Origin of the sequence: Paenibacillus ilasis (assembly GCF_043195395.1) — a bacterium.
Lineage (GTDB): Bacteria > Bacillota > Bacilli > Paenibacillales > Paenibacillaceae > Paenibacillus_AQ > Paenibacillus_AQ lautus.
In genome coordinates this window covers 828,294-842,161 of record NZ_JBHDJG010000002.1, presented here as the reverse complement: position 1 = coordinate 842,161, position 13,868 = coordinate 828,294, and the positions used below count along the sequence as shown (strand labels likewise).

14 protein-coding genes are annotated in these 13,868 nt (G+C 52.4%); 2 read left to right on the top strand and 12 right to left on the bottom strand.

The genetic code is table 11. The features are described from left to right. Positions 1-41 precede the first annotated feature (41 nt). The 7 genes from ACETK5_RS23855 to ACETK5_RS23825 form a co-directional block, all read right to left on the bottom strand. Complete coding sequence (locus ACETK5_RS23855; protein WP_394058239.1) at positions 42-1,679, bottom strand: response regulator; 1,638 nt, start codon at positions 1,677-1,679, stop codon at positions 42-44. Next, positions 1,660-3,450 carry a sensor histidine kinase gene (locus ACETK5_RS23850; protein WP_326119907.1) on the bottom strand — a complete coding sequence of 597 codons (1,791 nt, stop codon included), beginning with the start codon at positions 3,448-3,450 and terminating at the stop codon, positions 1,660-1,662. The genes ACETK5_RS23855 and ACETK5_RS23850 overlap by 20 nt, the downstream gene beginning before the upstream one ends. Positions 3,451-3,706: 256 nt before the next feature. Continuing rightward, entirely contained in the window at positions 3,707-5,221 is a 1,515-nt protein-coding gene (locus ACETK5_RS23845; RefSeq protein ID WP_394058236.1) for an MDR family MFS transporter, read from the bottom strand. A 146-nt stretch (positions 5,222-5,367) separates the two neighbouring features. Continuing rightward, positions 5,368-6,951 (bottom strand): ABC transporter ATP-binding protein, encoded by a 1,584-nt coding sequence (locus tag ACETK5_RS23840; RefSeq protein ID WP_394058234.1) that lies wholly within the window; start codon positions 6,949-6,951, stop codon positions 5,368-5,370. A gap of 4 nt (positions 6,952-6,955) precedes the next feature. Then, the gene (locus tag ACETK5_RS23835; protein WP_100540155.1) at positions 6,956-7,543 is read right to left on the bottom strand and encodes an ECF transporter S component; all 588 of its coding nucleotides are present in this window, start codon (positions 7,541-7,543) and stop codon (positions 6,956-6,958) included. Positions 7,544-7,664: 121 nt separating this feature from the next. Beyond that, positions 7,665-8,423, bottom strand: coding sequence for an energy-coupling factor transporter transmembrane component T family protein (locus ACETK5_RS23830; protein ID WP_394058232.1), 759 nt, complete (start codon positions 8,421-8,423; stop codon positions 7,665-7,667). A 1-nt stretch (position 8,424) separates the two neighbouring features. Then, positions 8,425-9,006 carry a GNAT family N-acetyltransferase gene (locus ACETK5_RS23825; protein WP_394058230.1) on the bottom strand — a complete coding sequence of 194 codons (582 nt, stop codon included), beginning with the start codon at positions 9,004-9,006 and terminating at the stop codon, positions 8,425-8,427. A gap of 168 nt (positions 9,007-9,174) precedes the next feature. Here ACETK5_RS23825 and ACETK5_RS23820 point away from each other — a divergent pair, with 168 nt between their 5' ends. Further along, positions 9,175-10,251 (top strand): alpha/beta hydrolase, encoded by a 1,077-nt coding sequence (locus tag ACETK5_RS23820; protein WP_100540152.1) that lies wholly within the window; start codon positions 9,175-9,177, stop codon positions 10,249-10,251. A gap of 83 nt (positions 10,252-10,334) precedes the next feature. On the opposite strand, the gene ACETK5_RS23815 is transcribed toward ACETK5_RS23820, so the two are convergent. Beyond that, a complete protein-coding gene (locus ACETK5_RS23815; RefSeq protein ID WP_071221900.1) occupies positions 10,335-10,640 on the bottom strand; it encodes a hypothetical protein in 306 nt (101 codons plus the stop codon). 187 nt (positions 10,641-10,827) lie between these two features. Here ACETK5_RS23815 and ACETK5_RS23810 point away from each other — a divergent pair, with 187 nt between their 5' ends. Then, positions 10,828-11,313 carry a GAF domain-containing protein gene (locus ACETK5_RS23810; RefSeq protein WP_100540151.1) on the top strand — a complete coding sequence of 162 codons (486 nt, stop codon included), beginning with the start codon at positions 10,828-10,830 and terminating at the stop codon, positions 11,311-11,313. A 60-nt stretch (positions 11,314-11,373) separates the two neighbouring features. Here the strand turns inward: ACETK5_RS23810 and ACETK5_RS23805 are convergent, their stop codons facing one another. The 4 genes from ACETK5_RS23805 to ACETK5_RS23790 all read right to left on the bottom strand — a co-directional run bounded on the left by ACETK5_RS23805 (position 11,374) and on the right by ACETK5_RS23790 (position 13,809). After that, on the bottom strand, positions 11,374-11,712 hold the full coding sequence (locus ACETK5_RS23805; protein ID WP_207797524.1) for a hypothetical protein: 339 nt from the start codon (positions 11,710-11,712) through the stop codon (positions 11,374-11,376). Positions 11,713-11,820: 108 nt separating this feature from the next. Next, positions 11,821-12,411: a hypothetical protein gene (locus ACETK5_RS23800; RefSeq protein WP_100540260.1), complete on the bottom strand. Its 591-nt coding sequence runs from the start codon at positions 12,409-12,411 to the stop codon at positions 11,821-11,823. A 193-nt stretch (positions 12,412-12,604) separates the two neighbouring features. Further along, positions 12,605-12,802: a YwbE family protein gene (locus ACETK5_RS23795; protein WP_100540149.1), complete on the bottom strand. Its 198-nt coding sequence runs from the start codon at positions 12,800-12,802 to the stop codon at positions 12,605-12,607. A 188-nt stretch (positions 12,803-12,990) separates the two neighbouring features. After that, positions 12,991-13,809, bottom strand: coding sequence for a C40 family peptidase (locus ACETK5_RS23790; protein WP_100540259.1), 819 nt, complete (start codon positions 13,807-13,809; stop codon positions 12,991-12,993). Positions 13,810-13,868: the final 59 nt, after the last annotated feature.

Sequence of the window (13,868 nt, the reverse complement as noted above, 5' to 3'; positions counted from 1 at the left end):
GCAGCCGCATCCTATGTCACGAATCGAAGATTTCTGCACCTTTAGCAACATCCTTGGTCTCTGTATTCATTCGGGGTCATTCCGTAGTGCTTCCGGAACATCTTGCTGAAATACTGCGGATTCTGGTATCCAAGCTCAGCTGTAATTTCATAAATCTTCTTGTTCGTATGCTTCAGCAGATATAACGCCCGCTCCATTCGCTTGCGGATGATATAATCGCCGAGTCCCTCTCCGGTTTCGCTCTTATAAATCTTGGATAAATACACCGGATGCAGGAATACCCGGTCCGCAATCGTCTTGACGGACAGGTCATGACCCGAATCGGCAGTCACCATCTCCTGGACCTGTTTGATGATATGGCTCTTGCTCGTTATCTCCTGTTCGGACGAAATATCGTGAAGTTTGTTCAGCATATCAAGCGACCAGGAGCGCAGCTTGGCAGCCGATTGAACCACCTGCTGAATATATAAGGGGTCCCAGCCCGCCTGGTCCAGCTGATGAATGGTGTGCCCCTGCTTATGAGCAAGGTACATATAGGCATTTGCAACTGATAAAAATATTTCATACAACGCCGTCTGCCCAATGAATACGGTTTCAAGTTCTGCAAAGACTTGTTCTATTTTATCTCGGGCGGCATCCCACTGCCTTGTCTCCAGCAGATGCAGCAGGCTCGGCGGCTTTGCAAACGCCTGGGTTACGTCCCATACAGGCTCACGCAGCCGGACATCATGGTCTTCGGAGAAACGGATAGCTTCAAGATCTCCGTTTCCCCAGAGGTAAAGCGAGCTTAATCCCGACCGGTAAACGGATGCCAATTCCCCCGGAAAATCAAAGGAGGCTGACACGAGAACCGAAATGCTTCCCTTTAGATAGCTGTCCACATCCTGTTGAAACTGGGTGATATACCGTTTCAATTCGCGGGAATCCGCGAATGTCTCCATTTCACCAGCCTCCGACTCTCTCTTGGGCTGAGCCAACAGAATCAAACCATGATGCGGCGTTTTGCTGGACCACACATGGAACAGCTCGGCAAATACCTCCTCAGCAATGTTGCCGATGGCATATTCCATGAGGCCGACCGAATGGTCGTCCATTCCCGTAAACCCCTGCCCAAGCTGAATCAGCAGCATGATTATCCGCTGGTCTGTTCGGAGCGGAATTTCATATTCATGAAGCTTGTGATCGAGTGAATGCCGCGACAGCTCGCGTCCCAGCAAGAGATCATGCATGAGGCTGTTCCGCAGAATGCCGAGATCCGATTTGCGGCTGTACAGCAACTGATGGTAGTGCCCAAGCTCCTTCCGCTCCTCTTGGATCGATGCCAAAGCGGAGCTCACGCTTCGCATGAATTCACCATCGTCCACCGGCTTCAAAATGTAATCGGATGCCTGCAGCCGAATCGCCTGCTTGGCATATTCAAAATCCGAATAACCCGTAAGTAAAATGCAGCGGATATGCGTCCAGCGCTCGGTTATGGTCTCCATCAGCTCCAGACCGGTCATCACCGGCATCCGAACATCCGTAACTACCACATCGATGTCCTGCTCCTCCAGCAGGTCGATCGCCTCCAGGGCAGAAGAAGCCTGATATACTTCTTCAATATCCAGCTCACGCCATGGTATGGTCTGATATAAACTTTCCGTGACATAACTCTCGTCATCAACCAATAAGATATTCATCAACTCTTTGCCCCCTGCCCTGACTTTGATTGATTCCCCCCAAGCGATCCGGCAGCGGCCAATAGAGCACAGCCCTTACGCCGCCTTGCGGAGATGCCGCAAAACGCAGACCGGCTTCTTCGCCATAACGCAGCCGCATCCGCTGGTGAACATTCCAGACGCCGCAGCCCATCTCCTGATCCATCGGCCTGTTCAGCCGAGCCTCCAGCTCAGCCAGCTTCCGCCCGTTCATGCCGATTCCGTTATCATCCACTTGAATGCAGGCAACGCCGTCCAGAATCCGGAAGGTTACCTTGATCTCACCGTCGGCCGAATGAGGTTCAATGCCATGCAGCACGGCGTTCTCCACCAAGGGTTGAATGACCAGCGGCGGGATCTCTATGCCTTCTGCTTCCTCCGTCAAGTCGAGATGATATTGAAGACGCCTCATTCGCATCTGCTGAATTTCCAGATAATGCGTAACGAACTCCACCTCATCCGACAAGGGAACCAGCTCCCTTTCCTGGCGTGTGGTATAGCGGAAATACCGGGACAGGTTATGCGACATCGCCACGACGGCTTCGTATTTCTGAAGCTTCGCCATGCTGGTGATAAACGAGAAGCAATTGTAGAAGAAATGGGGATTGATCTGGGACTGCAGCTGCTTCAGCTTCGCTTCCCTGACATGGATCTTCTCCATGTATACATGCTCGAACAGCTCCTGAATCTGCTCCACCATCGAGTTGAATCTCGTAGCCAGAAAACTGAACTCGTTACGGCCCGATACCTTCATCCTGACCGAGTAATCCCCGGCCTGCAGCCTGCGGAACACATAAACCAGCTGCTTGATCGGAACCTGAACCTGGGAGTACAGCAGGTATGCCGCGAGGCAGCTCATCAAGAGCAGTGCGCTGATCGATATATAAAAGAGCCTGTTCGACGTATGGATCGGCTTCATAATGTCCGATAGCGGAATATAGTCGATCAAATACCATCCGGTCGTTTCCGATAATACGATGCTGACCGAATAGGTTTTGCCGTCCACTTCCTTCACGCGGTTCTCCACGTCCAGCAAGGATTCGCGGCCCAGCTCCGCAATCATGTGGTTAATCAGTTCCTGGTCCGCGGTACGATTGTAGATGACGCCCGTATCCGGTTTATAGTAGAACGGATCGCTCCTTCCGTCGCTCTTAAAGCGGTCCAGCATATCTTGGATATTGGTGCTGTCGAATTCAACCTTGATCACCGTATTCGACTTGCCCGTATGATGCTGGGTGGAATACGGTGCAACCGAATACCAGACAAACAGGAAACGCCGATCGCTCCCCTCATCATAAGGAGTGACCTGCCACCCCGGCTTCACGTCCTCCGCGAGCTCCTCGGGCGAGTAAAACCCGGCGTCGCTTTCGGTGACCACCCGCCCGAGGGACGGGGAATAAATCGCCAGATGGCTGCGCCAGTTCGAAGAGCTCTCCTGTATGCTAAGCTTTGTCTGAATCTGCTTCACCAGGTTAATCGCGTCCAGGTTCAGATACTTATCCTGCAAATAGATATCCCGAAAGCTTGAGATGTCCGGGTCATGCAGGAGCAAATTCGGCCACGATGCCAAAATATCGATATTGGTATTCACCTGATTCTGAAAAAAGACAAGCTGGTTCGTATTCGATTGGCTGAGCTCCTTGCTGAGCACGTTCGTCGTGGTTTGGTTCGAATAGAAATAGAGGCCGACAATCGGAATCAACATCAGAAAAATGAACAGGACGATTTTTCGGAACAGATTAAATTTGGACATACATCGGCAGCCCCTTGGTTTATGTAGTGTGAGATATCATTTATAGCGAAATATGTTTATTATATCGGAGTTTGCCCTGTGCCGTGTAGGGCATAAAGACAAGATTTCGGGCACTTTCGAAGGGATTGCTACGACATTGGACGTTTGCGCAGCCCACATAGAGCGCAACCAACAAAAAACAGGATCACGGCCTCAAAGAGACCGTGGTCCTGTTAAATTTTTATTATGAAATATATGTCTTACATGAGTCCATCGATCAATGGCCTGAAGGTTTTTCCTCTCCCGCCTCCGGTTCAGGGGGCGCATTGCGGAAGGCGGCCACGATCAACATACAGATCACCGCCATCACCGCCATCACCACGAACAGGGAATTGAGGCTTCCCTCCAGTATCCCGCTCAGCAGGCTGCCTGACCCTTCCGGCAATTCGGCCATTCCATGCGGGGAGAGCAATTTGTTAATGTCGTCGCTGGTAATGCCGGCCGCATCCGGCTCAGCGGCAAGTCTGCCCGCAATTCCCGCATTGACCCATAATCCGAACACCGCTACGCCCACGGTTTGACCAAACGTCCGGATGAAGGAGTTCAGCGCCGTGGAAGCTCCGCGAACCTCATAGCCGACCGAGGATTGCGCAATGATCTGAAACAAGGTGGAGATGTAACCGAAGCCGACGCCATAAATGAACGTAAAGACCAGCAGCACGCCCAGCGCCGTATCCTTATGCATGAACGCCAATCCCACCGCTCCGATTATGAGGAGCACGACGCCGATCATCGCCGTTTTCCGGGAACCGGATTTAACAATCAGGCGACCGCTGATAATCGAGCCGATCAGCCATCCGATCGACATCGGGGCCAGCGTCAGACCCGACAAGGTGGCGTTGCCGCCACGAACCCCTTGAATCCACAGCGGCAAATACGTGGTCAACCCGATGATAAGCGCACTTACCAGAATATTGGCTACCGTCGATACCGTAATATCCCGGATCTTGAACAGATGGAGCGGCAGCATCGGCTCCCTTACCCTGCTCTCCACCACCAGGAACGCAGCGAGCAGCACCACGGAACCGATCATCAGACCGAGCATGAACGGAGACGTCCAGGAGTAGCTCTCACCCCCGCCTACCGCTAGCGCAAACAGCAGGGCCGTCATCCCCACGGTAAACAGGGCCGCTCCCCCGTAATCGATCGATACTTCGCGGGCGGTGCGCTCCTCTTTGAAATAACGGAATATCAGCCATATCGATAACAGCCCGAACGGAACATTAAAAACAAAGATCCAGTGCCAGGACAAGTAATCCACGAAATACCCGCCAAGCAGCGGTCCGATCAGCGAGGAAATTCCCCAAACGGAGCTGATCATCCCCTGAATCTTCCCTCGTTCCTCCAGATTGTAAATGTCTCCGACAATCGTGAAGGTCACCGGAATCACCGCGCCGGCCCCGATCCCTTGGATTGCCCTGAAAATGATCAGCTGCGTCATGTTCTGCGACAGCCCGCACAGCAATGAGCCTACGAGAAAGATCAGCGAGCCGTATAAAAATACGGGCTTGCGTCCATATAAATCGCTTATTTTACCGAATATCGGCGTCGTAACGGCCATCGTCAGCAGATAGGCCGTAAAAATCCAGCTCATCAGGCTTACGCTGCCGAAGCTGCTGATAATGGCCGGACCTGCCGGGCCGACAACCGTTCCCTCGATCGCAGCCATAAAGGTGGATAACAGAATACCGACCAGGATATAACTGCGTTTGTCTTGTCTTAATACACCCACGTTCCTTCGTCCCCTTTACTCTAGACGGCCCCGGCATGACTCCTGTCCCTGCCGATCCTATTAGGATAAAACCGGGGCCAACAGCATAAAAGCGCCTCCCGATACCAGGAGCGCTTTCACATCATGTAACATTTCTATTATAAAGGTTACCGCGTTGGTTGCACAGACATTTTCCCGCTCCGTAGATGAATACGGGAAGTGGCATGCCGCTTCATGAGTTCGGGATCGTGCGTGATCATCAGGACGGCCGAGCCTCCCCCGATGACATAATGGCACAGCTCGGTTACTTTATCGATGGCGGCATAGTCCATTCCCGAGGTCGGCTCGTCTAGGATATACAGCGGTCTTTCCAGCATCAATTGGCTGATGATGCTTAAGAGACGCTTCTCGCCCTGACTGAGCAAATAGGGAGACATCTGAAGACGATCCGTAAGTCCCGCCTTGTCCAACAGAAACCCGGCTCGCTGCTGCTGGCCAGCCGTCAACTCGGGGCGCTTCTTCACGGACAGTCCGCCATGAAGGCTGTAGATCAGCTCCTCCCAAACATTCGGAGCCGTAAACATATATTCCGGCTGCTGGAACACGTAGCCGATTAACTCGGCTCTCCGGTAGACGGCCATTCCCTTTGTATCTTCCCCCTGCCAGCGTATGCTGCCTGCCGGAGCCGGCAGCAGTCCCATGATCAGGCGGCTGAGGGTCGTTTTGCCGGATCCGTTCTCCCCGGTCAGCAGCACCCAGTCGCCGGGATGAATCACCGCCTCGATATCGCGCAGCGCCTCCCGACCGCCGGGATACGCAAACGTCAGCGAATCAATCTGGAGCAGCGGGGAGGCCGCAGACAGCCTGCCGCCTTCCGCATGGGATACCGCGGCAGGCATGGAACCTGCTGGGACCGGCGTCCCCGCATGGCGCCCAGCCGGATGCGGGAGAGTTGCCGCCGGGACAGACTGTTCCCCGGCGGCGGCACCCGCTGCCTCTCCTGCGGGCCGAGGCAGCAAGCCCAGCTGCACCAGCTGCTCCCCGCAGCGTTGCAGCAGCTCCTCTGGCGGCCCGTCCTGCACGACGGTCCCGCCGTCCAGGACGATGACGCGCTGCGCTGCGCGCGCAACATCGTCAAAGCGGCCGGACGCGGTGATGAGCGTCCGGCCCTCCGCCTGCAGCTTATGGCACAGCTGCAGGAAGTTCGCCTGCGCCGCGGCATCCAGGCTGGCGCAGGCGTCGTCGAAGACGAAGAGCCGCGGGCGCAGCGCCAGCACCGCGGCCAAGGCCGTGCGCTGCCGCTGTCCGCCGGACAGGCTGCGCACCGGATCGGTCCGGCGGTCCAGCAGCCCGACCGCCGCAAGGGACTGAACCACCCGCTCCTCAATCTCGGCAGGTGAAACCCGCATATTTTCAGGCCCGAAGGCCGCCTCGTCCTCTACGATGCCCTGAACGAGCTGCGCATCCGGATCCTGAAACAATACCCCTACCGCCTCGGCCACGTCGGCAATCGGCGCCGCTGCGGGATCCATGCCATCCAGCAGCACTTCCCCAGTTCTAGCGCCTCCGCCGCTCCGCGGAAGAAGGCCGCTCAGCAGTTGGCAAAGCGTCGACTTCCCACTGCCGCTGGCCCCGAGGATAGCGACCCACTCGTTTTGGTCGATCTTCAGGTGGAAATCCTGTATAACCGGGCGCTCCTCTCCATCATAGAGAAATCCAAGGTCTCGGCATATTACCGTTGTTCCTGACATGGAGCTATCCCTTCACGGCGACGGCAAACCGGCGAAGCAGGCCTGTCTTCACTAACGCCTCTCCTAACACTTTGGTTAACAGACCGCAGAGGAGCACGCCGCTCAGAATGCGCACAACCAGCGCGATGCCAAGCACTTCAAGCGGCCAGGACGTATATCCGAACATATTGGCCGCGAACAGGAACCAGAGCGGTACCATCGCACCGCCGACCAGCATGAGCACGCCGGCACTCCACTTTTTGTGGCGGTAGATGGCAAAAATCGTCTCTGCCACGATCATGTAGCAGCCTGCGGCAACAAAACACGAAGCGATGCCGTACACCGTCCCCGTCAGAGCCTGAATCGTGCCGCCAATCGCAAACGTGACAACCGCCGTTCCCGGTTTTCGAATGATGTAATAAGCCAAGAGTCCATATACCATGTAGATGCCCGTCGTCGTCGAGGTTGCGATGGGTCCGCCAAGACTGTTCAGCAGCTTGTTAACCGGCCCTATGTATACAGTTAGAACGGCATTGACGGCAGCGAGCATCGCCATCAGAATAATTTCCTGCGTCGTAAAAGCAAACCATTTTTTCTGCGATGATGAATTCAAATGTAGTCCTCCTTATTTCCAGCCATGACGGCTGTACTAACACTTTCGGATGCTTCATTTCATATTTTGCATGCTTCCGCTCTTAACGTCAACCTTATTTTTGTTATTAACGGTTAACAATTTAGACAATCCACCACACGAAAACCGTTGCCAGTACATACAAAACCGCCGATGCGACCGCCCATGAAGGAAGGTTAACCTCCGTACGATACGTTCGGTCCGGATACGCGCCAAATCCCTTGGATTCCATTGCGCCCGCCGTTTGCTGAACACGACGCAGCGCATTAAGCAGGACAGCTGATACAAACTTCAATCCGTAACCGATGCGACTTCCGAGACCCTTGGGCAGGCGATGGCCCCTTACCTGCTGGGCAGCCAGAATATGGGCACCCTCCTCCTCCAACAGCGGAATGAAGGTCAGCGCAGCGGATACGCCAAACGCAAACCGGTAAGGGATTCGAAGGCGTCTGGTCAACTCGGCTACCAATTCTCTCGGATCCGTTGTCAAGATATAAGCCATCGAGGTCAGAAACAACGTAAACATGCGGAGTGACATGGCACCCGCAGCGTCCAGAGCCTCTACCGTCAGAGTGATGGGTCCCCACTGCAGCCATACGGTTTCTCCTTTGACCGTCAGGCTGGTCAGAATGAAATAGGGCACTGCAACGATCGCAATCAGCCGGATCCCTCCCAGCAACTGTTTGCCTGACACCTGGCCTGCAAATCGGGCTTGTCCTATGCATAGCAGGAGGAATAACGCCTGCTGCCAGGCCTCATCAAGCAGCATGGCGATCACGGCGGTGCAAAATAATATCACCAGCTTGCTTAATGGATCATATCGATGAAGAAGCGTGTTACCCTTCTCATATTGAATCAGCATATTACAACTCCTGCCTCTCTATCGGCCTTTCCCAATCTTTTCTTAGCCTTGAAAAAACGGCGGCATCCACATAACCGTTTGGCGTATGGCGATAATCCCGTAAAACGCCTTCGCGCACATAGCCGATCTCCATAAACCATCGGCATGCCCGTTCATTTCTCGGATCAACAAAAGCTTCGATCCGGTTTAGTCCCATGGATATGTACCCAAATGCTGCAGCCATTTCGGCCGCCTCCGACATGAAGCCCTGCCCCCAGTAAGTGCTTATTAGCTCACAGCCGAACTCGCCCTTGAACGCACCCTCCAGCTGCCAAATATTAAATCCGCAGCTGCCGATCAATTGTCTTGTCTCGATGACTTCGATGCCCCAGCGGATGGCTTCGTCCTGCTCGGCAAGGAGATGCAGCCAATGAATCAATGCCTTTGCGTCCTCAGCCGAATGCATAGGAGGCAAATCCAGAAAAGCGGTTGTCTTCGGATCGGACCAGCAGCGGAACATCGCTTCCGCATCTTCCGCCTCCATTCTTCGCAGCCGTAATCGCCGGCCTTTTATCTCCGGAATGATTCCCTCGCAGACGTACATGGTTTTCGAACCCCCTTGCAAAAAAACTGACTTGTATGCGCTGTTTCCGGTGATACTATGTTCGTGTATATAAGAGTATAGCGAAAAATCAATCCGTATCCTGGTCCCCCATCAACACCTTAGAGCTGGATGTATATATATTGATGGATTCGGGAGGCTTCCGTCAATATGCTTGTAACGGCTCCCTTGTACAGTGCGGAAGAAGGAGGAAGTCATCTGAGTATGTATATCGCGATTGTCTTGCTGTTCACCGTCGTTGTCATTGCCGCTGCCATTACGCAAATCGGATATCTGCAGATTACGCGGATGCGCGTAAAGAATGACCTTAAGCTGTTCACGGTACTGGAAAAAGCCGGACTGTACAGCAGAGAGCAATATGAATCGCTTCAAAAGAACGAAGTGGCAATCACGAGTTTTGACGGGTTGAAGCTGTGCGGCGCAGCCATTGAGAACAATCCCGGCTCCAAGCATTGGATGCTTCTTGCCCACGGTTATACCGGTTCGCGAGCCGTATCCACCCAATTCATCGATTTGTTTACGGAAGAGGGCTACAACGTGCTCCTCATTGATCAGCGCCGGCATGGACGAAGCGAAGGACGTTATACCACCTACGGCTATTATGAGAAACACGACGTGCAAGCGTGGGTACGCTGGATTACCCGCAAATACGGCGAGAATGTGGCCATCGGGCTGCATGGACAATCGCTGGGAGGGGGAACCGTGCTGGAGTATTTATCCATTGCCGATCCGCAGGTCAAGCTTGTCATAGCGGATTGCCCGTATTCCGATTTGACGGATTTAATGCGGCATCAGCTTACGCGCATCAACAAAATCCCTTCTGTGCCGTTCCTGTCCTGGGTGAACGCCAGAATTCGGCGTAAAGCCGGATTCAGCCTGGATCAGGTCAGCCCGATCCGTGCTGTTCGGAACAGCACGCTTCCGGTTATGTTCATCCATGGCACCAAGGATAATTACGTGCCTACCCGGATGAGTATCGAGATGTTTGAGGCCAAACCGGACCCGAAAAAACTTCTTCTAATCGAAGGCGCTATCCATGCGAACGCTTATCATATTGATCCCAAGCAATATCGGGAGAGCGTGCACTCCTTCCTTCGCGAACATATAGATCAACCCGTGAGAGCACCTCAGCCAGAAGCTGAACGGGTGTCACAGCCGGAAACGGAGGCAGCACCTGCCCCGCATCCTTTCCAGCTTGAGCTGGACGGCTCGCTTGAAACGGTTTAGACCGGTAGCCCAAAAAAGCCCCCGCCTGCACGCATAAGAAAGCGTGAGTCGGGGGCTTCTTTTAATGTTATGCTGTTAGCTACTTACGCCATGGAGTCTGCCTTCTTCGGATTCACCGGTTTAAGCACTTCATCGCAAAGCTCCTTAAGCCTGCTCTGAATTTCTTTAAATTCCTCGATCCCGGCTCCCGTGAGGCTGTATCCTTCACCGTGCGCCGTCAGGAAGTTCTCTTCGGTCAAGCGTTCGAGCTCATGCTTAACCTCCCTGTCGCCAACCTTATATCCATGGCGCTCCAGCTCGGGCTGCATCTCGCTAATCGTTAGATCCCGCTCATGGGCGTGATAGAGCATATGAATACCGATAAACAAATTCTGTACATCTGCCCGCATTAAGGTTCTCTCCCTCCACCTGATTAAATTGATACCTGGTTATGTCATACATTACCCTTGCGCCTGGAAGAGGAATCAGCCGGATTCACTTGGAGTTTTTCTTCCCATGGCTTGTCCCTTGACGAATATCATATACTTATACTAAGGTGATTGAACCAACGCGAATAAAGGAAGGGCGGATAACCACATGTTTCAAAACACACCCTATGAGGGCACCCGGAGCGAGCAATACGCCCAGGTCCTGAACCAGCTAAAAGCACTTATACACGATGAGCCCAATGCCATTGCCAATTTGTCCAATGCCTCAGCGCTGCTTAAGCAGTTTCTGTCCGATACGAATTGGGTCGGCTTCTATCTCTATGATGGCAAAGAACTGGTGCTCGGGCCGTTCCAAGGACTCCCCGCTTGCATCCGGATTCCGATGAATCGCGGCGTTTGCGGCACGGCTGCTGCTGAACAGACGACACTGCTTGTTGCCGATGTACATGAATTCCCCGGGCACATTGCCTGTGATGCAGCTTCGAACAGCGAGATTGTAGTTCCGATGATGGTGGATGGCGCATTGTATGGCGTTCTCGATATCGATAGTCCGCTGAAGAACCGTTTCGACCAGCAGGATCAAGCTTTTCTGGAGGAATTTGTCCACATATTGGAAGGGCAGCTCACATTATAATCAGGATGATTTGACGTATTCTTCCGTACACTAACCAAGGATGATTTGAAACCACAATTCTTAGGAGGAATACACACCATGTACCAAATGAATAACAACAACTCGCAAATATCGCAGCAAATTCGCCAATGCGAGCAGATTCTTCAGCAGTTGACCCAGCAAACGCAGCAGGGTTCGGCTATGTACCAGCAGCTGATACAGCAAGAGCAGCAAAATGCTGCCCGCCTTGAGGAGCTCGCTCAGCGTGAGCGCCAAGCGGCACAGATGATCCAGTCTGCCCTTCAAGGCCATCAACAGGCGATGCAGCAGTATCAGCAAATCTCTCAGATCGTTAGACAAGTCGAGAATTCCGTGCAAGCTCACAACCAAACACAGCACATTCAGCCTTCGTTTGGCCAACAGGGTTTTCCTAATACACATCAAGGCCAAGGCTTCCAATAAGAAAGTTAAAGGGGTATCTCGCAGGTCGATAAGTTCTGCGGGATACCCCTTTTTTTGTATTTCTTATTACTTCTTCTCTTCACTTACACTGAATTCGATCTCGGCTTGTATCTTATAGCGCTTGGGCTCTTCCCCGTTCGAATCGCCCTGGTCCGCGCCGTTCGACTGTGAATCAATCACGAAATCCGCGGATCCGTAGACGACGTAGCGCCCGCCCGGAAAGCCATCCTTCAGGGAAAGGATGAAATCTTTGTACTTTTTATCGTCTTTACCGCCGTATCCGCTACGCATTTTATAATACTCGCGCAGGGGCTCCCCCTTTTTCAGCGTGGTCGTAATATAAGGCTCATTCATGGCGTAACTGATGTCATAGTCTCTTGTGAGCTCTTTCATCGGGAAAAAAAAGGCGGAGGCTGCATGGCCAATCGTAACCTCATCCTGCTCGCCTATATACTCCAGTTCCGCGAATACTTGAACCTGATCCCCATGCTCGTACTGCCCCTTCTCGCTAACGAGGCGATACAAGAAGTCCCCGTCGGAAACTTCTGCATGATTTTCCCTGGCAGCTCTATTCAATGAAGGATCAGACGGACCCGCCCCTAGCGTCTCCTGCTTCACACAACCTGTTAGCATAATAACCATCAAGATAAACCCCATAGAAAGGTAGCTTTTCATCTTCATCTTCAATTTCACCTCAACCTTCCAGACGGATGGTCAGAGGGCAATGTTGCACAGAAATGCAAAAAAGTCGCATCCAATACTCCTCAAAATTGCGAAGTTTTGGATCGACTTATAGTCAAACGGTTCTATTAATGACAGCCCAGTTGTGACCCGAGGACTGCATCGAATTTCAAGACTCGTAAATGTTCTTTACCCGTCCCACCTGGCCATCCTGAAGGCGTACTTTAATGCCATGCGGATGGTTCGGAGAATTGGTCAGAATATCCTTGACCACGCCGCGGGTTAATTTGCCCGTTCGCTGATCCTGCTTCAATACGATATCAACCTCAAGTCCCGGTTTGATATGGGAACGCTGCCCACCATTCATCGTCGTCCCTCCTGTCCATTTCTTGATGCTGTCCGTTCTCTATTGTCCACCTTACTGAAATCAAAAGTGAAAAGCAAATCCCAAACAACAAAGGACTGCCCGTTAAAGATCATTCAGATCTATTCGGACAGTCCTTCTATCACATTCTAAGTAAGAATATATACTTAATAAAAATTGATAATGATGCGTTACAGGACGCTTCCGCCATGCACGAAGCGATTTTTCCAGGAATCACCGAAGGTACCTACAAGGACACCACCGGATTGTTTCGAGTACGTATGCAGCAGCTTATTGTCTCCCAAATAAATAGCTACATGGGTGATCCGCTGTTTGGACTTGTCCAATCCGGCATAAGCGGATGCCGATGAACCTCTGTAACTCATAAAGAATACCAGGTCCCCGCGTTTTAATTGATTAACGTTATATACAGCTGTTCCTTTGTCCTTGATGTACTGCCCTTGCTTGCGGGAATCGCTTGGGAGCGTAATGTTAGCGCCGTCCATAAATGCGCGGCGGACAAAGGCCGAGCAATCAAAGGTTTTCGTTGAGCTGCGGTTAGAACCGAATTCATATGGCGTGCCCAGATACTTCATCCCTGCACTGATTACTTTTTCAACGCTGGCACTGGCAGAGGGCGCGGTACTTCCCGAATTGCCGGAATTACTGCCGGAATTGTTAGAAGATCCATTACTTTGGTTAATATATTTAGACGAAGCATAACCCTGCTTACCGTCCGAAGTTTTGATCTTATACCAGCCTGAGCTGCTGCCCAGAATTTGAACGCTATCCCCTTTATACACACGATCCAAGACTTTACCCGAAGTCGAAGGCTGATTGCGCATGTACACGTTCGAGCTTGCTACACCTTTTGTTACAGACTGCACGCTGGCAGCAGCCACTTCATTCACAGACCCATATCCGTAAGAACCAAGAACAGCTGCTGATAGAAGCGCTCCGGCCATCAATTGTTTAAAGCTTTTTTTCGAGAAAATAAGTATCTCCCCCATCTCGTTAGATTGTGGAATGACGAAATTGTCATTTTCGTGATCCCGCAATCATTATAGAC

Bases quoted from the DNA above. Each gene is read 5' to 3' on its own strand.
- ACETK5_RS23855 (WP_394058239.1), bottom strand. From the start codon at position 1,679: ATGAATATCTTATTGGTTGATGACGAGAGTTATGTCACGGAAAGTTTA.
- ACETK5_RS23850 (WP_326119907.1), bottom strand. From the start codon at position 3,450: ATGTCCAAATTTAATCTGTTCCGAAAAATCGTCCTGTTCATTTTTCTG.
- ACETK5_RS23840 (WP_394058234.1), bottom strand. From the start codon at position 6,951: ATGTCAGGAACAACGGTAATATGCCGAGACCTTGGATTTCTCTATGAT.
- ACETK5_RS23830 (WP_394058232.1), bottom strand. From the start codon at position 8,423: ATGCTGATTCAATATGAGAAGGGTAACACGCTTCTTCATCGATATGAT.
- ACETK5_RS23825 (WP_394058230.1), bottom strand. From the start codon at position 9,006: ATGTACGTCTGCGAGGGAATCATTCCGGAGATAAAAGGCCGGCGATTA.
- ACETK5_RS23820 (WP_100540152.1), top strand. From the start codon at position 9,175: ATGCTTGTAACGGCTCCCTTGTACAGTGCGGAAGAAGGAGGAAGTCAT.
- ACETK5_RS23815 (WP_071221900.1), bottom strand. From the start codon at position 10,640: ATGCGGGCAGATGTACAGAATTTGTTTATCGGTATTCATATGCTCTAT.
- ACETK5_RS23810 (WP_100540151.1), top strand. From the start codon at position 10,828: ATGTTTCAAAACACACCCTATGAGGGCACCCGGAGCGAGCAATACGCC.
- ACETK5_RS23800 (WP_100540260.1), bottom strand. From the start codon at position 12,411: ATGGGGTTTATCTTGATGGTTATTATGCTAACAGGTTGTGTGAAGCAG.
- ACETK5_RS23795 (WP_100540149.1), bottom strand. From the start codon at position 12,802: ATGAATGGTGGGCAGCGTTCCCATATCAAACCGGGACTTGAGGTTGAT.
- ACETK5_RS23790 (WP_100540259.1), bottom strand. From the start codon at position 13,809: ATGGGGGAGATACTTATTTTCTCGAAAAAAAGCTTTAAACAATTGATG.